Source organism: Epilithonimonas xixisoli (genome assembly GCF_004365655.1).
Classification (GTDB): domain Bacteria; phylum Bacteroidota; class Bacteroidia; order Flavobacteriales; family Weeksellaceae; genus Epilithonimonas; species Epilithonimonas xixisoli.
Genome location: NZ_SOEO01000002.1, coordinates 283,581 through 310,123, shown reverse-complemented (window position 1 = coordinate 310,123; position 26,543 = coordinate 283,581). Strand labels below are relative to the sequence as shown.

The window sequence follows — 26,543 nt, the reverse complement described above, 5'->3', positions numbered from 1 at the left end:
TTTTATTTTAAATTAATTCCTTGTAAATATTCTCTTTGTTTCTTTCTTTTGAACCACAAAATGGGCGTTAATAAAAGGTGAAAAACCAAAACTATAGGCGAAACTACCCAGATTGCTGTCATCAAATATACCTTAAAGAATTTAATCAGCAAAGGGCGTTTTTCTTTTTTATTGATAATCAATTTGCTCCAAATGGTGAAGATTTTGTTCCCCACTTTTTCCATTCTTACCAAAAAAGGACGGATTTCCACCGCTCCATTTTTCACTAAATCTGGCTGAAGATTCTTAAAATCATTACCGCGGAAATGCGCTTCAATAATCTTACCATACTTTACAGAACCGGCAATTTCTTCATCAGAAACTCCAGCGGATGGTAAGATTCCAGATTTTTCTTTTTTTCCGGTTGTGAGCCATCTTAGGATTGTCAAAACGCTGGTGTAATTATCGTGTCTGTCCACCAATGCGATGTTTCCAACCAACTTAGCGTTTAGAGTTTTCAGATAGACTTTCAATTTTTCTTGAGAAAGCATCCACATATTTCGAGTTCCAGAAATGGTGACAATTGGCGTATCCTTCAAAATATTCTCTGCAAATCCACTTTTCAAAAACGAAATAACCGGAATTGAAGGTGTGAGATACCAAACTTGATATCCGAACAAAATCAAATCAAAATTGGTGTTCAAAACTTCGTCGGAAGGAGGAAAGATTTCGCTTGGGATTTGGAGATAAGATTCTGGAAAAGTGTTGAAAAAAACATCACCTGGCCAAGGAAAAGGAAAATCTTTTTTCAGCTGAATGTTGTAATAAGTGACTTGATAATCGTCTTTTTTATCCTCAAAAGGTTGGGCAATATTCTTCACAATATCTTCCAATTGTCCGGTTTGAGAATAGTAAATGACAAGCATTTTCTTTTGCATCAGAATTTAATATAGAAACAAAAATAGCATTTTCAAACTATTTTTTGCGTCTTAATATTTTAATTGATTCTGAATTGTACTCTAAGTTAAAATTGATATTGCCAGAAAGTTTGTTTTCTGTATTGAGGAAAATGATGGTTTCCGGTAAATCCGTGATTTCGGAAAGGTCAAAGTTTTGGTCAGAGATGAGGAGAACATCAATGGTTTTATAAATGTCAGAAAGGTTTTCGATGTAATTGAGTTTTCTTCTTTTGACTAAGTAATTTTGTTCCGCAACTTCCCGTTTCTCCTTATTTTTAATGAAACTAAATATTTTTCTTCCAGCTTGCTGAATGGTCAGAAGGAAATCTTTCTGTCCAAAATCATCAGCGATATGTAGAATCGTTGCGTCTTTTGCGATGTGTTTATTTAATTCAAAATAAACCGATTTATTTTCATTAAAATCATCTTTGACCGCTTTTACAACTTCCGTTTCTTTGTAGAGGAAACTTAAGAATAATTTCTTTTTAAAATAATTCTCATCCTCAAATTCATTTCGAAGTTTTGCAAATTCATTTCTGAAATTCGCATTGATATTTTTCGCACGTTCTTTATAAGTCGTTCCAAAACTCAAATCGTCTTTGCTGATTCTGTCGCCAACTTTCACCGTAATACTTCCATCATAAATAATGAAATCGCCTTTCGGTAAAACTTCAGAATTCCCGTGAATGTAAATCGGTAAAATGTCTAAACTAAATTCTTCGGCCAAATAAAATGCGCCTTTGTGAAAACGTTTGATGTCATTGGTGTAAGACCTTTCAGCTTCAGGAAAAACGACTAAAGAATAACCTTGGTCGATTTTTTCTTTCAATTTTTCTTTCCCATTTTCTATGCCTTGAGAAACAGGGAAAAATCCTAAAGCCTTTACCAATTTTCCAAAAATCGGTGAATCATAAACCCAGTCGTTTACGAGATAAACGATTTTGTGCGTCGTCATTCCAATTGCCAAAGTATCAAGGAACGACGTGTGATTTGCAATGATAATCGCTGGTTTGCTGAAGTCTTCGTCCGGATTTGAAATGATTTTTTTCTTCACAAATGGATTGCCATACAGCACAGATTTCATAAACTTCGCCAGAATCAATTTGATAATATCCAAAGTTTTTCCTTTCGCATTTTTCACGAAAACACTTCCAAGCGCAGAGAACATCAATCCGCCTAAACCATAATAAATAAAGAGAATCACGGAATGGAAAAATAGCCTGAGGGTAATGGGCGACAAACCTTTTTTCTGCCTGTTAATAATCAAAAACCTAAACCAAAAAGGATACAAAGTTGAAGTGATTATAATTACTGAGAGCATTCCAATCAAAGCCACCAAAGCCAAAGAATGTAAGGCCGGATGTTTTGCAAAAATCAAAGAACCAATGGATAAAATCGTGGTAAAAACCGCCAAGATTATAGAAATTCTATACGTCGGAAGTTCGTTTTTCCCTGTCGTGTGCTCTTTCTGCATCGCTTTTGTGAGGAAAATACTGAAGTCATCTCCAACGCCGAAAACCAAAGTACAGACAACGGTGCTGAAAATATTGAGTTCTAATCCTAGAAAATAAAGAATTCCCGCGGTCACAACGCCCGTGAGAACAATCGGAAACATCGTTAGCAACGACAACTCGAAATTTCTAAAGAAAACGATAATCGTTAATACAATCGCCAAAAGTGAATAATTAATCAAGGTGTTGAAATCCCTTTTCAGCAAGCCCAAAAAGTTCTCATTCATCTGCTGGCGGTCGATGGCGATGGCGTCGTGTTTCTTTTCGATATCTTTTATGAAGACGTCACGTTTCTTTTCATCCACTTTTACGACATTCGAAACGGTGTAAAAACCATTTTCCTGACTTAGGAATTCTGAGATTTGAAGCGCTTTTATTTTTTCGTAGTCTTTGAGACTTAAAGTGGCGTAGGTTTTATTTAAATTTTCATTGAATTGGTCGAAAGCCGAAGCATTAAAACCAAATTTATTTCCATTAGAAACCAAATCGGAAATCGTTTCATTTTTCTTGTTTTTGTTCCAGAATTTTTGCCAGATTTCGACCTTTTTTTGCTGGTCTTCTTTAGATAAAACAACATTCCCAAGAGAATTGTAGCTCAAGATATTGCCTTCTTGTTTTTCTTTCTCCAAAAACTGGCTCAAATCGGAATTTCTCGCCAAAGCTTCTTCCTCAGAATTTCCATAAGAAATCGTGTATATGGATTTTGAGGTAATGTCTGACAGTTTTTCAAGTTTCGCCTCACTGATTTTTAAATCTGTCGGAATATAATTCAAATCGCCAATGTCATCATTGAAACCAACGTGGCGGAAACCGAACAAACACGCAATAATCACAAGCGAACAGCCGATAATCAAAGGTTTGTTTTTCTCGTAAGGATAATGCCCGATTTTGTCGATGAAATTGGAGTTTACTTTCTCAGATTTTTCCTTCGGATGATACAATTGCGGAACGATAATCAAAGCCAAAACCGAAGAAAACAAAACCGTAATCGATGCAAAAAGTCCCAAATCTTTCAACGCTTCAGAACGTACAAAAACGAGACACAAAAACGAAACCGCCGTCGTCGCACTGCTCAGGATAATCGGTTGGGTGATTTCTTTGTAAAGCGCTTCGATATTGTTATTGTGCTTGTAATGCGTGAGAATATGGAGCGCGTAATCAATCGTAATTCCAATCAAAATCGCACCAACGCTGAGTGAAATGGCGGAAATTTTATCTTTAATAAAATACAAAACCATCAAAGCGAGCAAAACCGAAAATAAGGTCGGAAGGAAAATCACGATGGGCGTGAAAAAACTTCTAAAATAATAAATCAACAAAATCATCAACACCGTCATCGAAATAATCACCGTATTTTGAATATCTTTCTTGATTTGTTGGGCATTCGCAACCGCAATTACCGGCGAACCAAAGTAACTCAGTTCCGTTTTTCCTTTGAATTCTTTGTTGAGGTCATCTTTGATTTCATTAAGTTGATTGACGAAAGCCTCATTGTTTTTGGTGTCGTTGCTTTTATTTTTTGGTTCAATGAAAAGCAGGAGGTTTTTGCCGTCTTTAGTAACGACGTAATTATCTTCGAGCTTGAAATCTTTGCTGATGTTTAAGGCATTCAGTTTTTTTATTCCGAGAAAAGTAATTCCCAAAGGGTCTTTTTTGATGAAATCTTTCGTGACCAAGCTTGTCGGTGAAACCAAAGAAACGTAATTGTTCTCAACCTGTTTTGCAATGCTGTCTTTATTAAGTTTTCGCTCGATTTCCTGATAATCGCTTTTGTCTAAAAACAAGGGCAGATTTTGATTCACGAAATCAAACGTTTCAGAAATCTCATTATCATTCACCTTTCCTTGGATGGAACCAATGTATTTCTCTAAAGGTTTTGTCTTCTCTAAAAATTGGTCAGCCGTTTCTGACAGTTGAAAATTATCGTCCTTCGATTTCTTTTCGATAATGACGATGATTTTGTCTGAAAAATTAAGTTGTTTCAGAACTTTCGCTGTCAAATCAGACTTTTCGCTTTTCGGAATGATTTGATTAATGTCTTCTTCAAAGTTGATTTTCGAAGCAAAGAACAAGCACAGAAAAGCAATTCCCATCGCAACGGCAATGGAAAGGATTCTGTTTTTGGCAATCAGATAATATAAATAGATGAAAAAGCGATGCATTGTTTATTCTATCAGATTGATTAAATCGCGAATTTCTTTGTAGGAGATTGTTCCTTGTTCGGATTTATCATAAATGGTTAAAAGATAGATTGTTTCGGCTTGGATGATGAGATGTGAAATAAGTCTTGCACCACCAGATTTACCTTTGTTCTTGCTGGAAATTTGCATTCGGATTTTATAGGAATTATTGCCAAGTGGCGTTCCTTGCTTTGGATTTTCGCGAAGACTTTCCAAAAGTTCTGCAAAATCTGTTTTTATGGATGAATATTTTTTCGCCAGTTTCTTAATGTTCTTATCAAAAACTGAAATGGTTTTAATATTATAGCTCATTCAAAAGTTCTTGCGCATCTCTCGCTTTTGTTTTACCTTTTTTTACAAGATTAAGTTCCTTCACAGCTTCTTGCAGGTCACGGAGAATCTCACTCTTGTCTTTTTTGGAAATTTGAAATTTTAACTTCAATGCTTTAGCAAATGCCTTCAAAGCATCCGCTTCTTCAGAAGTATTGGGCTCTATGATGAAAATATCTTGTGTTGGCATTTTGATTAATGATTTAAAATAACTTAATATTATATTCAATACAAATGTAGTATTTTAAGTTTTCAAAATCAATAGATCCTCGACTGCAATGTGAAAATCTTATTCCGAAATCAATCGTTCGGAAAGGCTGATTTAGTGCTTTCATTGATATAATTAATAATAACAAATTTTAAAATCGAGAGCACTAAATGAGTGGTCTAAAAAAAAACCTCTACTTTTGCAAAAATTTTCCAGTATGCCAAAGAATCTTGTAATCGTCGAATCACCAGCAAAAGCAAAAACTATTCAGAAATATTTGGGTAGTGATTTTGAGGTGAAATCCAGCTTTGGTCACATTCGCGACTTGCCCAAAAAAGGAATGGGAATCGACCTTGCGAGCTTTACACCTGACTATGAAGTTTCTGCTGATAAGAAGAAATTAGTGGCAGAATTGAAAGCCTCTGTGAAAAAAGCCGATATGGTTTGGCTGGCTTCCGATGAGGACCGCGAGGGAGAAGCGATTGCTTGGCATCTAGCGGACGAACTGAAATTAAAACCAGAAAATAGAAAAAGAATCGTTTTCCACGAGATTACAAAAAATGCAATCTTGAAAGCGATTGATAATCCAAGAGATATTGACCAGAATTTGGTTAATGCACAACAAGCAAGAAGAGTTTTGGACAGAATCGTTGGTTTCGAAATGTCACCGGTTCTTTGGAAAAAAGTGAAAACTGGACTTTCCGCAGGACGTGTACAATCGGTTGCTGTAAGATTGGTTGTTGAACGAGAAAAAGAGATTCGTGAGTTTACTCCGAAACCAAGTTTCAAATTAGAAGGGATTTTCCTTAATGACAACAAGCAGGAGATCTTGGCGAAACTCAAAAAAGATTTCGAGAAAGAATCTGACGCAGAGAACTTTCTGAATTTGGCCAAAACTACAGACTTCAAAGTCCTGAATGTGGAGACCAAACCGGGAACAAGAACAGCTTCTGCACCGTTCACGACTTCCACTTTACAACAGGAAGCTTCTTCTCGACTTGGATACAACGTAACTTCCACAATGCGTTTGGCGCAGAGACTTTACGAGGAAGGATTCATCACGTATATGAGAACGGATTCCGTGAATCTTTCTCAGGAAGCCATCAATGGAGCGAAAGCGCAGATCGTTTCTGAGTACGGTGAGAATTATTCTAAACCAAGAAATTACACCACAAAATCATCTTCTGCACAGGAAGCCCACGAGGCGATTCGCCCAACAGATTTCGCTTTGAAGTCCATTGGCGATGCGCAGTTGAACAAATTATACCAATTGATCTACAGACGAACTTTGGCTTCTCAAATGGAGAATGCGAAAATCGAGAAAACTGTCATCGAAATTGGAAACGCCAAGTTGCCACAACACTTCGAAGCGCAAGGTGAGGTCATTATTTTTGACGGTTTCCTTAAGGCTTACGGCATCGTAAAAACGGAGGACGAAGATGACGAAAGCAACGAAAAATTGTTACCGAAAGTTTCCGTTGGCGAAGCTTTAGACTATAAAAAAATCACCGCGACTGAAAAGTTCACAAGACCATCTGCAAGATTTACAGAGGCTGGTTTGGTGAAGAAACTGGAAGAGTTGGGAATCGGTCGTCCATCGACTTATGCGCCGACCATTCAGACCATTCAGAATCGTGAATATGTAGATAAAAGAGAACTCGAGCCTCAGAAAAGAGAGATCGTGAAAATGACATTGGGGAAATCCGGTGTCAAAAAAGAAGTTCTGGAAGAGAAATTTGGTGGCGATAAAAACAAATTCATCCCAACCGATATTGGCGAGGTCGTGAACGATTTTTTGACCAATAATTTTGCTGAGATCCTGGATTACGGTTTCACCGCAAAAGTGGAGGAGAGCTTTGACCACATTGCAAGCGGCGACCAAAAATGGAAGGAAATGATGACGGATTTTTACTCCAAATTCCATCCAAGGATCGAAGATGTAGAGGAAAATGCAGACCGTGCGAATGGCGAAAGAAGCCTTGGTGTAGATCCAAAATCTGGCAAGAATGTCTATGCGAGAATTGGAAGATTCGGACCGATGATTCAGATTGGCGAGCAGGATGATGAGGAAAAGCCAACATTTGCATCATTGATGTCCAACCAAAACATTTCGACTATCACTTTGGAGGAAGCTTTGGAGTTGTTCAAACTGCCTTTCGATTTGAAAGAAGTGGACGGACAAACTGTAACCATCGGCGTTGGAAGATTCGGACCTTATGTGAAATGGGGCGAGACTTACATCAGCATTCCCAAAGGTGAAGACCCGCTTTCTGTGGATCAAAACCGTGCTGAGGAAATCATTAATGAAAAGAAAGTGGCAGATGCGCCAATCGCAAGCTACAAAGGTGAACCAGTGACAAAGGGAACCGGAAGATTCGGACCTTTTATCAAATATCAAAGTATTTTCATCAACGTTCCGAAACGTTATAACTTCGATAATCTGTCTCAAAACGATATCAACGAATTGATTGATGCAAAACTGGAGAAAGAGGCCAACCGATACATCCAACATTGGGAAGCTGAAAAGATCTCCATCGAAAATGCGAGATGGGGACCGATTGTGAAACACGGCAAGAATATCCACAAGATCCCGAAAAAGAAAGATGACACCAAATACGAAGCAGACGAACTAAAAGACGTTTCTCTGGATGAGGTGAAAAAATGGATCACGGCGCAAGACCCAAAAGCCTTCGTTGAGAAAAAGAAACCTGCAGCCAAAAAGCCAGCCGCAAAAAAAGCAACTACTGCGAAGAAAGCACCGGCTAAGAAACCTGCTGCGAAGAAATAAGAGTTTTTAAACTAGAATATAAAAACCCCTTTTGAATTTCAAAAGGGGTTTTGTTTTTAGATTATTAATTGGAGATACAAGCGTGACGCTCGTGCCAGCTTGGGCAATGCCGTTGAATTTAGCACTGAACCCGCCATTTTGTCAAACTGCTACTAGCAACAGTATTTATTCCGTTTTTATAAATTCAATTTTTTCGTCCATTACGTCACTTTTCGCGCGGACTTTTATTTTATTCCCATTAGTTTCTAAAATCTCCACGAAGATTTTCTTTCCAATTACGCGACTGACGTCTTTTGGGTGATTCAATATTTTTTCATACGTCATTGCATATTCGCAATCAGATTTCCATTCAACTCTTGTGTGTATTTCAACTCCGGTTTCTGAGTTGATTTCGATTTGCGTATTTTCAGTCCGCACTATTTTTTCGGGTCGGCCATTTTCCGCGTAAATAAATTTTCCGGTTTTAAATTCTGCACAGTTTTTTTCTTGAGCGCAACTGCTCAAAATAAAAAAAATTATTATTGTGGCAATCAGTTTTGTCATATTGTTGTTAACGTTTCCCCGCTGGCGCAACATCTTGCTTGTGCCGTTTCATTATACTAGCTAAACGTTTAAATTAGGATTTTTTTAGTTTTCGAATTCTTTCTTAAACTCCACACGATAAGCCACACCATTTTCTGATCCTAAATTGGTGATGGAAGTTGGGCCTTCAGGATCTACCATTTGACCGATATTTACAGGCATTTCGTTGATGGTGACACTATCCGATTTTATCAGATTTCCATTTTCGCCTTTCTTGTAATTATTAATTTGGCAAGGAACAATGGGTTTTGCAATCCACATAATGCTTTTCCATTTGTGCGTATGGATGGGTTCAGATTTCTTGCCGTCCAGAATGACAGCCAAAACTCTCACATTGCCATCTTCAAAAACGACTTTGTGATTGTCCGGCGCTGCTTTCAAAGCATCCAAATTCTCAGGCCAAGTCCAATTGGTGGAATAGGTGCTGTCAGTTTTAGTTGTCGTGGCGATGTCAGTTTTATTGCAATTTTTGGTAATGTACTTTGTAAATGCAAAGCCCAAAAGCCCGCCAACTAAAAGTCCGATAAGTAATTGTCCGAATTTCATATGTTTGTATTTTAAAGTTTTTAATTATTCTTCTTGCAAAGTTTCAGATTGCAAATCATCTGAATCAAAATTACTTATAAAGTTCCATTTCTATAAAATTATTAACCTTCTTAAAAGTTTCCCTTGCGCCTTGTTCTTTTCTTTTGATCAAATCTTGCTTTGATAATGGATTACCATTCGCATCAGAAAGTATCGTGTCCGACATTTCTGAGGAACTGTGAATGAGTTTTATATTTCTGGCTGGGTCTTTTTTATATTCGTTCCAAAGTTGATTGAATTTCTCATTGGTCAGAAAAGTTTCTTGCTTTTTGGAATCTATTATCAAAGGTTGATAGTCGAGTTTTTGACTGCCTACCAAATTGAAAATATGATCGCCTTTCTCATCTTCAATATTCAAAATCAAACCGGGAAGACCGCAGAATTTGTAAGGGCCGTCTTGGATTTGGATGTCGTTGGCGAACCAGGCAGTCCAATTTCTCCCGCCGAAAGTGGTGGTGGCTTTTTGAACTTTAAAACCTTCTATGCTTTTTGTGTCGGGCAAGATTGTCCAATTTATTTTCTTGTTTTCTTTTAAGGCGACATTGGTGGCAAAGATGGAAGTATGGTAGATTGTTTCAAAATCGGGATAGCTTTTGGAAACTCGGAAATTGACTTTCGCCATTTTAACTTTCCTCATATCAATGGTGACAGATTGCGACACTTTTGTTTTTTCAAATTCAGCTTTGAAGAGTGAATCTCTGGTGATTAGCAAAGCGCTGTAAAAGTTAGAACCATCTTTTGTAATATCCAGATTCATTATTTCTTTTTCAATATAATCTTTGTTCAAAGAATCCATTTTGAAAGTATATTCATAAGTGAATCTTTGATTTTGAGCGAGAATTATAGAAAATATAAAAAGTGAAATTAGAAGAATAAGTTTTCTCATTATAATCAATTGGTTGAATGTTTTGGTCCGGGAGTTTCGGTTTGTGATTTTGTATTTCAAAGATAGCAATTATCCACTTTCGATAAATGTAGGATGCTTTAAATTCCGCCCCGAATTGTGAATAGAATATCAAGATTCCAAAGCTTGAAAAGGATTTTCACCGATTGCCGATTAATTTTAATATTTTTGACACTTCAAAACCCAAAACACAACTCAGGATGGGAGAAAAATTACAATGGGCAACGCTGAAGAACTTTCCTTGGATGGTTTTTTTTGTTGCGATTTTTATCTGGATTGCCATTGCCGGTGCCAATTATTATTACCAATTACAAGGTGGTTTTACGGGAACTGGCTTGCTTTTTCCGATTTCTGTCATCTATCCCAATCAATTTCTTTGGAGCGGATTTGTGTTTGCCTTTTTGTTTTTATTGACCGGAATTTTCGCTTTTCGATATTCGGAAAAACTGAATGTCTATCTTTTGTTTTTGATTGCCATCGTTCTTGTTGTTTTCGGAAATCTGAGCCAAGGAAACTTCGATATTGCTTTTCTACAACCGTTCTATCTGAAAGGAAGACAATATTACACCGACGCGATTAATATTACAGATGGAACAATTTGGCTTCGTGATTTCACTAAGAATTTGGAAAATTTCCAGCTTCATACCAGAACGCATCCGCCGTTTGTAACGCTTTTGCATCATTGGATTTTGCAGATTTCTAATCTTGAAATGTTGGCGATATCATTCTTTGCAATCGGCTGTTTGTCTTTCCCGATTTTTTATAAAATCTTAGATTATCTCGGTTTTGAAGAATTGAGAAAAAAGTGGATGTTGCTTTTGTTCGCCGTGATTCCTTCGGTTAATATTTATCTTTTGGTTTCCATCGATTCTTTGGTTTTGACTTCAACTTTGATTTTCCTTTTGGGATTTGCGAGAATATTTCATCAAAATAAAATCGACGTTTGGTCATTTCTATTCATCTTTTCAGGATTGCTGTTGACAAATTTGATTACGTTTTCCGGTTTATTTCTGTTTGCATTTTTGGGCTGTTTCAGTTTTTATTTTCTCCTCAAAGGAAAATGGAATTTCGTTTGGCTGAGCGTGATGAATACGGTTTTGTTTGTCTTGAGTTTTCTATTGATTTATGCCACAACAGGTTACAATCATCTTGAAACATTCTTGCAAGCTTCACACTCCGAAAATCCCGATGGTTTCAGACTTTTTCATCAGCCTTTTATTTACTTCGTAACGAGGATGGAAGACATTGGCGAGATATTTTTGTTTCTGTCTTTTGGATTTTTAGCGGTTTTCTTTTCGAAGAAATCTGGAACCGAAGTTTTTGAAAATCCAAAGATCAATATTCTGTTTTTCTCAGCCATTTCCGCTTTGTCTGCAATGCTTTTGACGGGCGCGTACGGAACTGGCGAAACGGCGAGAGCTTGCTTGTTTCTAGTTCCTTACTTTTTGATTTTGTTGAAGGATATTAATTCAAATCAATTCAAGATTCTATTTTTTCTCTGTCTTTTTCAGACGTTTGGGATGCAGATGATTGGGAATTTTTATTGGTAATTTAAAGTGTGATTGATGCTAAATAATTTGACAGGATTAAGATTCTACACAGCACTTTGGGTTTTTTTGTACCATTTTAGCGTTTATGTCGGCGGTTTGAATAATTTCTTTTTTGATAAAGGTTATTTGGGCGTTGATGTATTCTTTGTTCTAAGTGGATTTATACTGACCTATGCTTATTACAAAAGCTTTTTCTTAGAAAAAGTAACGGTCAAAAAATATTATAATTTTCTGCTCAAGAGGTTTGCGAAAATCTATCCGCTTCAGATATTGACATTTTTAATTGTTGGTATGCTGTTGTACGTTGGGAAATATATTTTTCATCAGGAAGATTTAATTATCAGGAAAGACCACATTATTTCCAATTTGTTGATGATTCACGCTTGGAATATCAACGATGCGCTGAGTTGGAACACACATTCCTGGAGCTTGTCGGCGGAGTGGTTTGCGTATGTTTTTCTTTTCATTTTGTCAGTATTGGTTATAAAATTAAATAAATCTGTAGGTAGAATCGTTCTTATTGGAGTAGTTGTTTTTTTTGTTTTAAGATGGTTTAGTATTGAGAATTTTGATCTGAATGAATATACTTATAATGGCCTTGAAAGAATCATTCCTGAGTTTTTTTTAGGTGTCAGTATTGGTTTGCTGAGGTTTGATATTCAGCTTTCAAAAAAGATGGCGAGTTTTATTTTCGTCTTAAGTTTATTGATGCTTTTCTTGCTCACGATTACAGATTACAAAATGGATGCGCTGTGTATGTTGATTTTTGCAGGATTGATCTTTTCGTTGTCATTTGAGACTTATTTTGACCAATTTTTCAGTTCAAAGAGAATTGTTTACTTAGGGAATATTTCTTTTGCATTTTATATGTTTCAGTTGATTGCTTTTTATATTTTCAAACCGTTTCAGAATTACATTGGCAGTCTTGATTTACCTAATTTTGTCCATCTACCAATAGAATTACTGCTTTTGATTTTGCTGAATCTTCTAATGGCTTCTTTGGCTTTTAAATATTTTGAGGAACCTATGAGAATATCAATCGTGAAAAAATTAGCAAAAAAATAATCCAAAATAAAATCTTAAATCTTATTGGTATTACGAAAGACAAGCTTTTTTAATACATTTGCTCTTTACAAAAACTATTTCCGAACACAAATGGCATTTCTCCATCCGGCTTTCACCATTCTTTTTATCTTGCTGATCTTGTTTAGTTTTCAGGAGGTCTATGGCAATGGTGAAAAAAAGAATTTTGCCGGTTTATGGGTCGTTGGAATTATGATGATTGTGCTATCCGGATTGCGTGGGAATGTTGGAGCAGATTATCCAATTTACAGATCTTTCTATTTGTTTTATTTCCCGACAATTGACTATTCTGAATTGATCGATAAAATGTTAATGCGGAAAAGCGATCTGGAAATCGAGTGGATGTACGTGATGCTCAACAAATTTGTGGCGACTTTCGGTGGTCCATTCCAATCTTTTACATTTGTAAGTGCTTGCATTAGTGTTGGGATTAAAATTTGGACCTTTAAAAAAGATTCTCCATATCCTGTGTTTTCCGCATTGATTTTGCTTATTCCAGGCTATTTCATTGCAGATACGGGACATATGAGGCAAGCACTTGGGATGACAGTTTGTATTTTGTCCTATCAGTTCATCAAGGAGCGAAAATTGGTTTGGTATCTCGTCTGTCTCTACATCGCTTATGGTTTCCACAAGTCGGCCATTATCTTTTTGCCGGCGTATTGGTTGGTATTGATTCCATTGAATGCGAACCGGATTTTCTACGCCATCATCACTTGTGTTATTCTTTCGCCATTTCAGGTTTATAACTTGTTCTCAGGATTTTTGGGGAGTTTGAATCTTCAAGATGTTTCCAATGGTTACAACGGTTACATCGGCTACGAAGACAAGGCTTCCAGTTTTATGGACGGCACAATGGTTTTGTATGGGATTCTTCTAGTAATGTACGATAAGACCGCTTGCCAACGCGTTTGGTATTACGAATATCTCCGAAATATTTTGGTTTTTGGAGTCTGTCTCTATTTCATTTTCCGGGACAATCCTGTGTTTTCTACAAGGTTGGTTGGGGTTTACGTCGGATTTGCGCCACTTGTGGTAGCTAATATTATTTATGGAATTGATAAAGTTGGGACCAAAAGATTCTGGCATCTTTTCTTTGTTGGATTTATGGTGTTTTATTACTTTGTTTTTGCCAGTTATCAAGGTGTTGCGGGGAGATTTACGCCAACCACTTATACTAATTTCCTTTGGAGTTACTAATAGTTAATAATGAAAAAAAACATACCACTTTTACTGATATTCCTAACGCTTGCCCTATTAATTTTTTTTAATATTCAAGTGGTTGTGGATTTTGCGGGGCGATATATTTATCCTTTGGATGATGCTTATATCCATCTTTCGATGGCGAAAAATTTTGCGGAATTTCAGACTTGGGGCATCACGCAATATGAGTTTTCATCCACGACTTCTTCTCCACTTTTCACATTTCTGTTAGCGATTTTGATTAAAGTTTTTGGGAATTGGGAATACATTCCGCTGGTTGCGAATAGTCTTGCTGGTGTGGCTTTAATCCTCGTTTTTCATCAGTATCTGAAGCAATTTTCTAAAGCAACTTACATCATTTTCCTGTCGTCATTGGTTTTATTAATGCCATTGCATCTGATGATAATGACAGGAATGGAGCACGTTTTCCACGCATTGACAATGGTTTTGGTATTGCTAGCTTTCAAAAAATATTTGGATAATGAAGCGCCGAGAAATTTTTCTAATTTGGCTTTGTTGGCGATTTTAGCAACAGGTTTCAGGTACGAAAGTTTGTTCTTCATATTTTTTATGTGCGTTTACCTTTTCTTCATCAAAAGAGAATATTTTCAAAGCATTGCATTGGGATTATTTGCGATCACGCCGGTTTTGATTTATGGTTGGATTTCTGTAGATCACGGTTCGTTTTTCCTTCCAAATTCTTTGATTCTGAAAGGAAATACCAATGACGGAATCGTTGGTTTTCTCACAAGGGTTGCCGGAAATGGCTATCGTGGAATCTCGGTTTTGTTATTAATCTTAATCTTATTAATTCAGATTTTCATTAAATCAAAAAGTCAAAATTCTTTCATTGATAAAATTAAAGTTAATCCCATTCCAATGGTCGTTTTCTGTGGATTTGCAGTGCATCTTTTGTTCGCCAACTTTGGTTGGCTGATTCGTTATGAAGCTTATTTGGTGGTTGTGATTCTTTTGGCGATTGCACCTTTTGCGGATGAACTTTTTCAGAAGAAAAAGGGAAATCAGGTTTTGAAGTTTTCAATGGTCATTTTATTATTAATTACATTTTCATTGCGCTTCGTTCCAATGTTAAAAAATCAACCTAAAGCATCCAAAAATATTTTTGACCAACAAATCCAATTGGCGGATTTTCTTCATCAATATTACAAAAATTCCAAAGTTGTAGCGAATGATATTGGCGCCATCACTTATTTTAATTATATCCATTTGCTCGATACTTACGGGTTGGGAAGCATCGAAGTGGCGAAACTGAGGAAAGAAGATCACGGAAAATTTGCCGATAACAAAAAACTTCAAGCTTATATTTACAACACCGCAAAATTGCAGGATTTTGAAGTGGCTTTGGTTTTTGATGAATGGGTAAAAATGCCGGATTATTTTTCGAAAGTCGGAACTTTGACAATTCAAGATAATTACATGGCGGGAGGAACGACGGTTTCCTTTTATGCCGTCAAAAAAGAAAATACAAACAAACTAAGAAATCAATTGGTCGAGTTTTCCAAACAAACGCCGAAAGATGTCATCATTAATATTAAAAAATAGAATCAATGAACTTCGAAGATTTTATTGTTGCGCCAAGACAATTCCGAACCGAGAAATGGCAAATCGGAAACAAAATCACGAGTGAAATCAAAGAAAACAGCATTGTCTTGCTTTTTGTTTCAGATTATCGTGGTGCCAATGGCGATGCTGAAAGTCAGGATTTTACAGGCATCCGAAGAGAGTTTTACAAATTGTCCCAGCTTGATTTTGATATTCCAATCATAGATTTGGGTGATTTGGTTTCGGGGAAAACGCCTCAGGATTCGCATTATATTTTGCAGGAAGTTTTGTCAGCTTGTCATCAGAAGGGTGCAATTCCTGTGATTGTTGGTGGAAGCAACGATTTGGCTTTTTCGCTGTTTTCAGCGCTCAATTTTCATCAACAAGATATCAATTATACCCAAATCAGCAACGTGGTTTCTCTGAAACAGGACGAAGAAATTCACGAATCGACCTTCTTGAGTAAAATCTTAAGCTCCAAAAATTTCTCCATAAAAAATTACCATCATCTTGGTTATCAGAAACATCTGAACGAAATGGATTCTGTGAATTTGATAAAGGAAGTTCAGTTCGACATTATCCGTTTGGCAGAAATGATGAATTCTACAGAGAAAACCGAACCTTATTTCCGGAAAGCAGATTTGGTCACCATTAATTGCGACGCCATCGAAACTTTTGCCGAAGCCTTTTCTATGAATCCGCAAGTGAATGGACTCAACAGACGCGAGATTTGCGCATATATGAAAGAAATTGGACTGAGCGAAAGACTGAAATCTGTTGGGATTTTCAATTATAATATTTATTCGGATTCTCAGCTCAATCATCAGCTTTTGGCACAAATGATTTGGTATTTGATAGAAGGAATCAATATCCAGAAATCGCATCCGAAAGAGAAATCCTACGAGACTTTTTTTGTTTTGATTAATGATGAGCAATATGCCTTCAAGCGTGATGTTTTCAATAATCTTTGGTATTTTGGCGAAGATGAGAATATTGACAATTGTATTCCGTGCTCGCGTTCGGATTTTGATGAGGCGAAAAGAGGTTTTTTAAGCCCGAGATTTACAAGAGTTTAAAAAAGGAGTCTCGTAGATTTTGCAGATTTGACAGATTTTTATTATTTCCAAAAAGTGATATATTGATAGGAAAGTTAATCCCAGAAAAAACTCCGAAGGAGTGAAATGTTTGTAGCAAACATAACCATAGAAAAGAAAAGCTCCGTAGGAGCGACACAACAATGACAATCGAGAAATCAAACATCAAAGTTTCCATCATTGTTCCGGTTTATAACGTCGAGTTATATCTGGAAAAATGCCTGTTGTCATTGGTCAATCAAACTTTGCAGGAAATTGAAATCTTGGTTGTGAATGATGGAAGCCAAGACAATTCTCAAAAAATCATAGACGATTTCCAACAAAAATATCCTGAAAAAATCTTCGGTTTTACAAAAGAAAATGGTGGACTCAGCGATGCGCGAAATTTCGGAATCGATAGAGCCAAAGGACAATTTTTAGGATTTGTAGATAGCGATGATTACGTTTCCGAAACGATGTTTGAAGAGATGTACAATTTGGCCATAAAACACAATGCAGAAATGACAATCTGCAATCTTCAAAAAGTGGATGAAAATGGAAATATCACTCAGAAACTAACACAACTCTCCGGTTTTTCAGAGAAAATCACTCTAAAAGACAATCTTTTCGTTTTTTCTGATATTTCGTATTTTGCCTGTAACAAGATTTTTCGCCGAGATTTGTTTGATGGAAAACGATTTAAAAAAGGAGTTCATTTCGAAGACATCGAGTTGATTCCGCAGTTGTTGCTTCAATGCCAGATTTTGGCTTTCACGCCGAATTATCATTACCAATATCTCGAAAGGCAAGATTCCATCAGCAAAAGCCACACAACCAAAGGTCTTGATATTCTGAAAGCGGTGGAAGCTGTTAGCGAAAAGTTTAATCAAAGTCAATTTGCTCATCAAACAAAATTTTTGAAAGATTTCCAGATTTTGGAAGGCGTTTATACATTTCTGGCTTATTTAGCATTTGTGAAAGAAGACAGCGATTTCCATAAAATGTCGGATGTTTTGGATGATTTTATTAAAACAAAAGGTTTGAAAACTAAAGAAATCTTGCAATATAGGCGGTTTGGTAAGAATTATCTATTATCTTTGCCCCTGAGAAAAAAAATTTATTATATCCTTAGCCTGCTTAGACTAAGGAAAATCGTCAGGATTTTGACTAATTAATAACAACCCAAGCCAAAAACACTAAATGAGTAATTTCGAAACTTTTTTGCAAAGCAGCGGAATATCTTTCTTTTATTTTAAGCTCTTGTTTGGCTTTGTATTTTCCTTTCTTATTACCTACGCTGCGATTCCGACGATCATCAAAATTTCCAGACGAAAAAATCTGATGGATGAGCCAGGTGCGAGAAGTTCGCATCTTAGAAAAATTCCAAATCTTGGAGGTATTGCTATTTTCTTTTCCTTAGGTGTTTGCGCACCGGTTTTTGCCTACGAATTGTTTGACCGCTACAAATTCCTCTTCGCTTCTTTCATCATCCTGTTTTTTGTAGGAGTGATGGACGATATTATGGTTTTGCGGGCTTACAAAAAACTGTTGGCTCAGATTCTGGTTTCCGCTTTGATGGTGATTGGCTCAGATGTCAGAATCCGAAGTCTGTTCGGGGTTTTCGGTGTTTATGAGATCAATTATTATGTAAGTATTGCATTCAGTTTGATGACCTTCATTATTTTGATTAATGCTTTTAATTTGATTGATGGAATTGACGGATTAGCAGGTAGTTACACGATTGCGACCAGTGCCTTGTTTGGTATTAGTTTTTTCCGATTGGGAGAGCATAATGATCCTTTGGTGGTTCTTTGCGGTATTTTGATCGCGGCATCATTAGGCTTTTTGGTCTACAATCTATCGAATAAACGCAGTACAAAAATCTTTATGGGAGACACGGGATCTATGATTCTTGGATTTCTTTTAGCCTTCACAGGGATTTCTTTTATTGATATTTTTATCGCAAAAAAGGATGATGTTTTCTATCATCTTCAGGCTGCTCCCGTGATAGCAGTAGCGATTTTGATACTCCCAATCATTGATACGTTGACTGTCATTATTACTAGAATTTATCACAAAAAATCCGTATTGTCGCCAGACAAGAACCATATTCACCACAAATTGCTTAACTTGGGACTTACCCACAAAAGATCCACGACTTACATCATTTCTTACTACTTTTTGATCATTGCTGTAGCGTATTCTTTCAGGCATTTGAATGTGAATCAGTTGTTGTTGATAATTTTATCTTTGGGCTTTTTAGGAGCTTATTTACCGATATTCTTATTGCGATTCAAGAAAGATTAATAATTTATACTTTTGCAAAAAAACAATTAATGAAAAACCGTTATTCATTTAACATATTTTTACTACTGATATTGATTGGATTTACGTCTTGTATTTCCAAAAAGGATATTCGCTATCTGCAACCAAGTGAGAGTCTTACGATAAATGAGGAAGGCTTGGTACCCTACAATGTTCCACAATATCGAATTACAAAAGGAGACATCTTAACGTTAAACGTGGTTACTACACCAAAAGGTGATGCTGCGCAATTTTATTCATCTCTCAATGCTTCATCTTCAGGTGGTGCAAATGGTGCAGCAGGTGGAGCTGTTGGTGGCCAGATAGGCGGGGCAGTCGGCGGACAAGCTGGCGGCGGCGGTGGAACTGGAGGTAATCCAACATTTTATTTCAATGGATTGAAAGTGGATTCCAATGGTGATGTCAACATTTTTGGAATTGGCTATGTAAAAGCGGAAGGAAGAACGGTAGAAGACATGAGCCAAGAAATACAAACCCGTGTCAATGAAAATTTTTTGCAAGGTAAGGCTGAAGTAAGACTTAATCTAGACGGAATCAGATATTACGTCTTAGGTGATATGGAAACCACAAGTGTCACCGGAGAAAAAGTTGCTTATGTGACTCAACTCAACATTATGCAAGCGCTTGCAATGAACGGTGGACTCAATAGAACGATCGATAGAAAAAGTATTACCATCCACAGAAAATATCCCGAAGGCATCAAAACTGCAAAGTTGGATCTTACAAGAGAAGATGCGATGAACTCACCTTACTATTGGCTGCAAAATGGCGACATCATTTACCTTAATACCAATGGTAAAAGCATCAATGGATTTGGAAGAGAGCCTGTTCAGACTTTGACAACCGGCGTTTCCTTGCTTACGACAGTGATGTCTATTTATTTAATAATTTCGAGACTATAAGATGATTCCTAATAAAAACGGAAATACGACGCAAGATACAGCTCAAGTGGCTGAAAAAATGGGATCTTTCAATTTGTTTGATCCTGTTCACTTTGTGCAGAGGGTTCTTCGAAATTGGTACTGGTTTGTAATCTTAGGATTTCTTGGATACTGTATTTCTTATGTTTACAGCAAGTATTATGCGCAGAGGGTTTACTCATCCAGTCTTTCTCTAAGTATCTCAAACAACACATCCAGCTATTTCACGCCCAATCAGTCTATCAATTTTATTTGGGGACAAGGTGGGAATCAGGACGGAATTTTTCTTAAAAAAATATTACTCTCCAGAAGTCACAATGAATATTTGGTAAAGCAACTGAATCTTAATACCAATTATACGACCAAAGGACTCATCAAAACTACTTATCTGGATCAGGAAGATAGTCCGTTTTTTTTGGAAATCGATAAAAATCACTTGCAGCAAGTCAATTATCCAATCAATTTCATTCCGAAAGGAAATAACAAATACGAAGTGGTACTGCCGGAAGAAGGATTGTCCACCCATCTTTACAACTACAATACCGAATCTTTCGAAAGTATTCCCGCTTTTGCAAGACCAGCTAATAAGATTTTGAGTATTAATGAATGGTACGAATCGCCTCATCTTAGATTCAAGTTGGTTACCAATCCCAATCCAAGTAATCTTGGTTTAGATAATGTCGCAGTCACACTTATTCCGGTAAATCAAGCTGTGAACGGGATCATAGGAAGTTTGGCTGTGGATTTTGATAAGGAATTGCCATCCATTATGGTCATTAGCAAAACAGGTTATAATCTAAATGGCGCCGTTAATTTTCTTAATAACTCCGTTCAGGAACTAATCAATAAAAGATTAATAGATCAAAATACAGTCGATCAAAACACGGTAGAATATCTGAATCTGAATCTAACCAAAATCAGAAAAAAACTAGATTCCAGCGCTACAGTTCTTAATAATCTGAAAATCAACAACCGCCTTTTCGATATGGAAAATATCGATTCCAAAACACTCTCAAAACTAAGTGATCTGGAAGCACAAAAGGCAGAATTGGTAACGAAAATTAACTCTCTGAATGACATCCGTTCTTCTGTGAATACCAATAATATTGATAAAATAATTAGTCTCAATATTGCAGGAATCGAGGATGGAAGTTTCAATGCATCTGTTTCTGAACTCAAAGCACTTTATGCAAAACGGAGAGAAATGGCGCAGATTTATACGCCTAATTCTGAACCAATGCGGGAAATCAACCGCTTGATTAATGAAGCGAAATATACTTCGCAAAGCGGACTCAAAAAATATTTCCAGTCTTATTATGACAGACTTGCCGCATTGGATGGTGGGATTCTTAAAATAGATCAGGAACTTGTAACGCTGCCGGAAAAGCAAAGGATTTATCTGGATGCCCAGCGCGGTTATGATATTATTGAAAGCACTTACAACACCCTGCTTTCCGAACAGGCAAAATCTCAAATGCGTGTTGCGACCAATCAGAGTAATCTTAGAATCATAGATAAGGCCAAAAATCTAGGTCAAGGGCCTATTGCGCCAGATGTCAATGGGACGAAGATGCAAATTATGGGCGGATTGCTGTTGCTTCCATTGTTGTTTTTATTGATTGGGGAATTGCTTGATAATAAAATTAGAAACCTAAAAGAACTTTTAAGCGCTACCAAAATTCCGCTTCTTGGTGTGGTAGGTCATAATAATTATGAGAATAATCTTACCGTTTTGGAAGAGCCAAAATCATCCATTTCAGAGGCATTCCGAGCGATTAGGGCCAATCTTAGATTCTTGTTTGATGAAGAGCAGAAAAGCAAAGTGATTCTCGTGACTTCATCTATCAGTGGGGAAGGGAAAACTTATATTTCGATTAATATTGCTTCGGTATTGGGTTTAAGTGGGAAAAAAGCGGTACTGTTGGGAATGGATCTTAGAAAACCGAAAATTTTTGGTGACTTCAAAATCAATAATAAAAACGGAATTTCTAATTATCTCACAGGGCAAGTTCAATTGGAAGATATTATCAACCATACCAGCATTCCAGGGCTTGATGTTATTACTTCCGGGCCTATTCCTCCAAATCCTTCAGAGCTTTTGATGAGCGATAATAACATGAAATTCATAGACCAGTTGAAGGAGATTTATGAATATGTCATCATAGATTCGCCACCAGTAGGATTGGTTGCCGATTCTTTTGAATTGATTAAAAAAGCAGATACTACAATCTATGTTGTTCGCCACGAATACACCGAGAAACATATGTTGAAAATGATCAGCGAAAAATATTTCAACAAAGAAGTAAAGAATTTGGGCTTGGTGTACAATGACTTTGTTGTGAAGCAAGGTTATGGTTACGGTTATGGATACGGCTATGGTTACGGCTACGGTTATGGCTACGGTTATGGCTACTTCGATGAGGATAAAAATTACAAGGAGCCAACGATTATCAAAATCCGGAACAAACTGAAAATGTTTTTTAATAGAAAATAAGAGCCTTTATTAAGGCTTTTATTTTTTTTAAAGACTATTTTGAAGATATGTTCGTTTTTATAACAAATAATTATAATTACTTGTCCTTATTTAACTAAACTTTAAGAAGTTGCTTACGCTAAAAATGTTTTATATTTGCACCAAATTTTTAAGTAATAGACGTTTCAGTATATTGAAAATGAAGAAAAAAATAACTTATTCCTTTATCGCCTTATTTTGTTTTCTCAGTTTTGCCAATGCGCAAAGACACGAGATTGGGGTGCAGATGGGAATGAGTAATCTTGTTGGGGATATTGGACGGACCAATTATATTTTCCAAAAGCCTATTGGTGGGAGTCTTACAGATTATGGGCTTCCGTTCTACGGCGGTTTGCTTTATCGTATGAATTTCAATCCGTACCAGTCGGCGAGGCTTAATTTGGGTTTCAGCAATGTTCAGTTTGATGACAGATATGCCAAGGAGAATTACAGAAGAATGAGGAAATTATGGGGAACCAATTCTATATTTTCTGCTGATTTACTTTTTGAATATAACTTCTTACCAGTAAATGATGAGCAGAGAAGCATGCTGAGCCCGTACATCTTCGGAGGAGTTTCCGGGATGTATATGAATGCGGCAAGTCCGGAGCTTAATATAAAATCAGCTACCGATATAGAAGTGAGCTACACCCAGAAAAAAGAATTCACAATGGGCGTGCCTTTTGGAATTGGGCTTAAGTATAAATTTAATTATAACTGGGCATTGTCCGGCGAGTTTTTATTCCGCCCGACATTCTCAGACAAGGTAGATTACAGTAGTGTGGAAGAAGGTGATATTACGGTGAAGAAAACTGCACTCAACAAAGAACAAACCGCTGAAATAGTACAAGGATTTATGCAACAGAGGAATATTGGAAATCCGAACTCAAAGGACTGGGTCAATTCCGTGACGCTTATTTTGTCTTATTCTTTTGGAAGACCACCTTGTTATTGTAAATAGTGATTATGGACGACTTAAAGAAACTAATAGATCAAAATCGTTTGCCTCAGCACGTTGCAGTCATTATGGATGGAAACGGAAGATGGGCAAAATCCCGAGGCGAAGAAAGAACCTTCGGACACAAAAATGCTATCAATGCCGTTCGTAATGTCATTAATGCGTGTAACGAAGTGCATATTCCTTACCTCACGCTTTACACCTTTTCTTCAGAAAACTGGAACAGACCAAAAGAAGAAGTGGATACGCTGATGAATCTTCTGTCCGAAACATTATTGCTAGAGGCTGATGAGATTTTCTCAAAAGGACTGAGAATGCACGTTGTGGGAGATGTTTCTATGCTTCCGGAATTGGTGAGAGATCAATTGCTGAATGTCATTGACCTGACAAAAAATAATACTGGTGGAAATCTAATTCTTGCTCTGAATTATGGCTCTCAGAAAGAAATTCTGAAAGCGGTAAAAGAAATCAGCGAAGAAGTAAAAGACGGAAAACTGAATGTAGATGATATCGATGAGAAATGCTTCGAAGACCATCTTTATACAAAGGATTTCCCACAGGTGGATCTGATGATAAGAACAAGTGGTGAAGTGCGAATCAGTAACTTTTTGCTTTGGCAAATCGCTTATGCTGAACTTCAGTTTTTAGATGTACTTTGGCCAGATTTTACCAAAGAAACATTTTTCCAATGCATTTTGGATTATCAGAACAAAGAAAGAAGATACGGAAAGACTAGCGAGCAGCTGCTTTCATAATATATTTTAGAAAAGAGAACTTCAATTAGAATGAAATTAAGAATTATACCCATTATTTTGTTAACAGCTTCCGCGTATTTCCACGCACAGGTTGTTCCACAGGGTAACAATGCAGAAAACACAGAACTTGCAGCAAACCAAAATCAAGAATATGTTCTGAAAGATGTTGTGGTAGATGGTGTCAAGAGATTCACCCCAGCTCAGATTTTGCGTTTCACAGGACTTGTGAAAGGAGAGAAGTTAGAAATTCCGGGGCAGAGAGTTAGCAACGCTATCAAGAAGCTTTGGGAGACACAGTCTTTTTCTAAAGTCGAGGTTTACATTCAGGATGTAGAAGGGCAAAATGTTGTGCTTCAATTTTCTTTGCAAGACCTGAAAGAACTTGGTGAAGTGAAATTTACCGGGAAAGGAATTGGAAAGTCTAAGAACGAAAAACTCATCAAAGATAACAATCTGAAACCTGGGACAAAAATCAATAACAATTTGGTTTCCAGTCTTCAAAACAAAATTCCTCAGGAATATATTGCCAAAGGTTTTGCGGATGCCAAAATTAATATTCAGGAAAAAGCCAACGGTGGAGACGCCAATTTGGTGGACTGGACGATAGAGGTTTCCAAAGGTAAAAAAGTAAAAATCGATAAAATCGAATTTGACGGAAACCAAGAAGTATCAGACAAAAAACTAAGAAAAAATGGTTTCAAAGATACCAAGCAAAAGAGATTCCTTCTTGGGATTCTGAAGCCTTCAAAATTTGTTCAGGACAAATACGATGAGGACAAAAGAAACCTTATCAGTTATTATAATTCCTTAGGTTTTAGAGATGCAACAATCGTTTCAGATTCTGTAACGAGAAATGAGAAAGGTTACAATATCAATGTAAAACTGAATGAAGGTAAAAAGTACTACATCGGTGATATTAATTTCATTGGGAATACGACTTTCACCACAGAATTTTTACAAAGAATCTTAGGATATAAAACAGGAGATATCTACGATGCAGTAGGATTCAACAAAAAAGTTGGAGACGATGGCGGTAAGGAAGATGATTCTGATATCAAATCCATTTATATGAACAATGGATTCTTGTTTTCAAACGTAACACCGATTGAAAAATCTATCAAAGGAGATTCTATCAATTTGGAAATCAGAATCAACGAGGGTGAAAAAGCAACTTGGAACCGTGTAACTTGGTCTGGAAATACCACGACGCATGATCACGTAATCTTGAGAGCATTGAGAACAAAACCGGGTGCGTTGTTTGCAAAAACAGAAATCAAAAGAACCTATTTCGAATTGGCTGGGATGCAGTTTTTTGATCCTCAACAAATCGGAACCGATGTAAAACCAAATCCGCAAGATAACACCGTGAATATGCACTGGACGCTTGTAGAGAAAGGATCTTCTCAGGTTCAGTTGCAAGCAGGTTACGGTGGTGGATCTTTCATCGGAACGCTTGGTTTGACCTTCAATAACTTCTCTTTGAGAAACTTCCTTAAGTTCAAAGATTTCAAACCAGTTCCTCAGGGAGATGGACAAACTTTGTCACTTCAGGCACAAGCTGGACAATTTTTCACCAATTATAGTGTTTCATTTACAGAGCCGTGGGTCTTTGGAACGAGACCAACCGCACTTAGTGTAGGTTTTAACTATTCAAATGTAAATTACAACTTATCAACTGGCGATCAAAAAATGGACATTTTCTCTGCAACAGCAGGTCTTACAAGACTATTGAAATGGCCGGATGATTATTTTGCACTTTACACTGGGATTCAGTTTCAGAGTTATAACTTTAGCAACTATCCATTCAACTTTGGTGATGTTGTAGAAAATAATGGTAGTACGAAGTCATTCAGTTTCAATATCGGTTTGAGTAGAAGTTCTGCCGGATTAGATCCAGTGTTCCCAACTTATGGATCCAATGTGGAAGCTTCTTTGAAATTCACGCCTCCATATTCTTGGTTCAGCAACAAAGATTATTCTACTATGACAACTTTGGACAAGTACAAATGGATGGAGTTCTACAAAGTAAAGTTGAAAGCAGATTTCTACAACGAGGTAATCGGGAAATTAGTTCTTAGAACCACTGGAGAAATGGGATACCTGAATGGATACACCAAAGAATTAGGCCCACCACCATTCGAAAGATATTATGTAGGAGGTGTAGGTTTGTTTAATGGTAGATTTGATGGTAGAGAATTGGTACCGTTGAGAGGATATGAAAATGCTTCCTCTACAGGTTTCAGCTCATCTTCAAATTATGATATTACGCCTTACGGTGGAGCAACTATTTATAACAGATTTGCAGCAGAATTGAGATATCCAATTTCTATGAACCAAACAGCGAAAATTTTCGTTTTAACGTTTGTTGAAGCAGGAAACGCTTGGAACAGTTTCGGAACTTATAATCCATTCAAACTGAAAAGATCTGCCGGACTTGGTATTAGAGTATCGATGTCAGCATTTGGATTGATCGGGTTTGATTTTGCTTATGGTTTTGATAAAACACTAGGAAGCCAGGAACCATCAGGATGGCAACAGCACTTCTTGATGAACCAGCCATTATAAAATAAAATAT

At 36.8% G+C, this 26,543-nt stretch carries 20 protein-coding genes; 13 read left to right on the top strand and 7 right to left on the bottom strand.

The genetic code is table 11. The features are described 5' to 3' along the window. Positions 1-2 precede the first annotated feature (2 nt). From B0I22_RS08730 to B0I22_RS08715, 4 genes are read right to left on the bottom strand one after another with little or no spacing between them, the layout of a single operon-like run. A complete protein-coding gene (locus tag B0I22_RS08730) occupies positions 3-917 on the bottom strand; it encodes a dialkylrecorsinol condensing enzyme DarA (protein WP_133944277.1) in 915 nt (304 codons plus the stop codon). Positions 918-954: 37 nt separating this feature from the next. Continuing rightward, entirely contained in the window at positions 955-4,611 is a 3,657-nt protein-coding gene (locus B0I22_RS08725) for an MMPL family transporter (RefSeq protein ID WP_133944276.1), read from the bottom strand. A 3-nt stretch (positions 4,612-4,614) separates the two neighbouring features. Next, positions 4,615-4,941, bottom strand: a complete 327-nt coding sequence (locus tag B0I22_RS08720) for a hypothetical protein (protein WP_133944275.1) — start codon at positions 4,939-4,941, stop codon at positions 4,615-4,617. After that, a complete protein-coding gene (locus tag B0I22_RS08715; RefSeq protein ID WP_133944274.1) occupies positions 4,931-5,149 on the bottom strand; it encodes a hypothetical protein in 219 nt (72 codons plus the stop codon). The genes B0I22_RS08720 and B0I22_RS08715 overlap by 11 nt, the downstream gene beginning before the upstream one ends. 235 nt (positions 5,150-5,384) lie before the next feature. Between B0I22_RS08715 and topA the strand changes: the two genes are divergently transcribed. Continuing rightward, on the top strand, positions 5,385-7,955 hold the full coding sequence (topA, locus tag B0I22_RS08710; protein WP_133944273.1) for a type I DNA topoisomerase: 2,571 nt from the start codon (positions 5,385-5,387) through the stop codon (positions 7,953-7,955). A gap of 165 nt (positions 7,956-8,120) precedes the next feature. Here the strand turns inward: topA and B0I22_RS08705 are convergent, their stop codons facing one another. From B0I22_RS08705 to B0I22_RS08695, 3 genes are all read right to left on the bottom strand, one after another. Further along, complete coding sequence (locus B0I22_RS08705; RefSeq protein WP_166668207.1) at positions 8,121-8,459, bottom strand: hypothetical protein; 339 nt, start codon at positions 8,457-8,459, stop codon at positions 8,121-8,123. 123 nt (positions 8,460-8,582) lie between these two features. After that, positions 8,583-9,083: a hypothetical protein gene (locus B0I22_RS08700; protein ID WP_133944271.1), complete on the bottom strand. Its 501-nt coding sequence runs from the start codon at positions 9,081-9,083 to the stop codon at positions 8,583-8,585. Positions 9,084-9,153: 70 nt separating this feature from the next. Then, positions 9,154-10,008 carry a GLPGLI family protein gene (locus tag B0I22_RS08695; RefSeq protein ID WP_133944270.1) on the bottom strand — a complete coding sequence of 285 codons (855 nt, stop codon included), beginning with the start codon at positions 10,006-10,008 and terminating at the stop codon, positions 9,154-9,156. A gap of 218 nt (positions 10,009-10,226) precedes the next feature. Here B0I22_RS08695 and B0I22_RS08690 point away from each other — a divergent pair, with 218 nt between their 5' ends. The 12 genes from B0I22_RS08690 (at position 10,227) to bamA (ending at position 26,533) form a co-directional block, all read left to right on the top strand. Beyond that, positions 10,227-11,576: a hypothetical protein gene (locus tag B0I22_RS08690; RefSeq protein WP_133944269.1), complete on the top strand. Its 1,350-nt coding sequence runs from the start codon at positions 10,227-10,229 to the stop codon at positions 11,574-11,576. Positions 11,577-11,591: 15 nt separating this feature from the next. After that, entirely contained in the window at positions 11,592-12,641 is a 1,050-nt protein-coding gene (locus B0I22_RS08685) for an acyltransferase family protein (RefSeq protein ID WP_133944268.1), read from the top strand. 90 nt (positions 12,642-12,731) lie between these two features. Next, positions 12,732-13,859, top strand: a complete 1,128-nt coding sequence (locus B0I22_RS08680) for an EpsG family protein (protein ID WP_133944267.1) — start codon at positions 12,732-12,734, stop codon at positions 13,857-13,859. A 9-nt stretch (positions 13,860-13,868) separates the two neighbouring features. Then, positions 13,869-15,425 (top strand): EpsG family protein, encoded by a 1,557-nt coding sequence (locus tag B0I22_RS08675; protein ID WP_133944266.1) that lies wholly within the window; start codon positions 13,869-13,871, stop codon positions 15,423-15,425. 5 nt (positions 15,426-15,430) lie between these two features. Continuing rightward, positions 15,431-16,501, top strand: a complete 1,071-nt coding sequence (locus B0I22_RS08670; RefSeq protein ID WP_133944265.1) for a formimidoylglutamase — start codon at positions 15,431-15,433, stop codon at positions 16,499-16,501. A gap of 161 nt (positions 16,502-16,662) precedes the next feature. Beyond that, positions 16,663-17,673, top strand: a complete 1,011-nt coding sequence (locus B0I22_RS08665) for a glycosyltransferase family 2 protein (protein ID WP_133944264.1) — start codon at positions 16,663-16,665, stop codon at positions 17,671-17,673. A gap of 25 nt (positions 17,674-17,698) precedes the next feature. Continuing rightward, positions 17,699-18,805: a glycosyltransferase family 4 protein gene (locus B0I22_RS08660; protein ID WP_133944263.1), complete on the top strand. Its 1,107-nt coding sequence runs from the start codon at positions 17,699-17,701 to the stop codon at positions 18,803-18,805. Between the two features lie 29 nt (positions 18,806-18,834). Next, a complete protein-coding gene (locus B0I22_RS08655) occupies positions 18,835-19,725 on the top strand; it encodes a polysaccharide biosynthesis/export family protein (RefSeq protein ID WP_133944262.1) in 891 nt (296 codons plus the stop codon). A 1-nt stretch (position 19,726) separates the two neighbouring features. After that, a complete protein-coding gene (locus B0I22_RS08650) occupies positions 19,727-22,237 on the top strand; it encodes a polysaccharide biosynthesis tyrosine autokinase (protein ID WP_133944261.1) in 2,511 nt (836 codons plus the stop codon). A gap of 178 nt (positions 22,238-22,415) precedes the next feature. Continuing rightward, positions 22,416-23,216 carry a type IX secretion system protein PorG gene (porG, locus tag B0I22_RS08645; RefSeq protein ID WP_133944260.1) on the top strand — a complete coding sequence of 267 codons (801 nt, stop codon included), beginning with the start codon at positions 22,416-22,418 and terminating at the stop codon, positions 23,214-23,216. 5 nt (positions 23,217-23,221) lie between these two features. Continuing rightward, a complete protein-coding gene (locus B0I22_RS08640) occupies positions 23,222-23,968 on the top strand; it encodes an undecaprenyl pyrophosphate synthase (RefSeq protein WP_133944259.1) in 747 nt (248 codons plus the stop codon). Between the two features lie 30 nt (positions 23,969-23,998). Further along, positions 23,999-26,533: an outer membrane protein assembly factor BamA gene (bamA, locus tag B0I22_RS08635; protein ID WP_133944258.1), complete on the top strand. Its 2,535-nt coding sequence runs from the start codon at positions 23,999-24,001 to the stop codon at positions 26,531-26,533. The last annotated feature ends 10 nt before the right edge of the window (positions 26,534-26,543 follow it).

Excerpts from the sequence above, each read along its gene's own strand:
- B0I22_RS08730 (WP_133944277.1), bottom strand. The coding sequence starts at position 917 with ATGCAAAAGAAAATGCTTGTCATTTACTATTCTCAAACCGGACAATTG.
- B0I22_RS08725 (WP_133944276.1), bottom strand. The coding sequence starts at position 4,611 with ATGCATCGCTTTTTCATCTATTTATATTATCTGATTGCCAAAAACAGA.
- B0I22_RS08720 (WP_133944275.1), bottom strand. The coding sequence starts at position 4,941 with ATGAGCTATAATATTAAAACCATTTCAGTTTTTGATAAGAACATTAAG.
- B0I22_RS08715 (WP_133944274.1), bottom strand. The coding sequence starts at position 5,149 with ATGCCAACACAAGATATTTTCATCATAGAGCCCAATACTTCTGAAGAA.
- topA (WP_133944273.1), top strand. The coding sequence starts at position 5,385 with ATGCCAAAGAATCTTGTAATCGTCGAATCACCAGCAAAAGCAAAAACT.
- B0I22_RS08700 (WP_133944271.1), bottom strand. The coding sequence starts at position 9,083 with ATGAAATTCGGACAATTACTTATCGGACTTTTAGTTGGCGGGCTTTTG.
- B0I22_RS08695 (WP_133944270.1), bottom strand. The coding sequence starts at position 10,008 with ATGAGAAAACTTATTCTTCTAATTTCACTTTTTATATTTTCTATAATT.
- B0I22_RS08690 (WP_133944269.1), top strand. The coding sequence starts at position 10,227 with ATGGGAGAAAAATTACAATGGGCAACGCTGAAGAACTTTCCTTGGATG.
- B0I22_RS08685 (WP_133944268.1), top strand. The coding sequence starts at position 11,592 with ATGCTAAATAATTTGACAGGATTAAGATTCTACACAGCACTTTGGGTT.
- B0I22_RS08680 (WP_133944267.1), top strand. The coding sequence starts at position 12,732 with ATGGCATTTCTCCATCCGGCTTTCACCATTCTTTTTATCTTGCTGATC.
- B0I22_RS08675 (WP_133944266.1), top strand. The coding sequence starts at position 13,869 with ATGAAAAAAAACATACCACTTTTACTGATATTCCTAACGCTTGCCCTA.
- B0I22_RS08670 (WP_133944265.1), top strand. The coding sequence starts at position 15,431 with ATGAACTTCGAAGATTTTATTGTTGCGCCAAGACAATTCCGAACCGAG.
- B0I22_RS08665 (WP_133944264.1), top strand. The coding sequence starts at position 16,663 with ATGACAATCGAGAAATCAAACATCAAAGTTTCCATCATTGTTCCGGTT.
- B0I22_RS08660 (WP_133944263.1), top strand. The coding sequence starts at position 17,699 with ATGAGTAATTTCGAAACTTTTTTGCAAAGCAGCGGAATATCTTTCTTT.
- B0I22_RS08655 (WP_133944262.1), top strand. The coding sequence starts at position 18,835 with ATGAAAAACCGTTATTCATTTAACATATTTTTACTACTGATATTGATT.
- B0I22_RS08650 (WP_133944261.1), top strand. The coding sequence starts at position 19,727 with ATGATTCCTAATAAAAACGGAAATACGACGCAAGATACAGCTCAAGTG.
- porG (WP_133944260.1), top strand. The coding sequence starts at position 22,416 with ATGAAGAAAAAAATAACTTATTCCTTTATCGCCTTATTTTGTTTTCTC.
- B0I22_RS08640 (WP_133944259.1), top strand. The coding sequence starts at position 23,222 with ATGGACGACTTAAAGAAACTAATAGATCAAAATCGTTTGCCTCAGCAC.
- bamA (WP_133944258.1), top strand. The coding sequence starts at position 23,999 with ATGAAATTAAGAATTATACCCATTATTTTGTTAACAGCTTCCGCGTAT.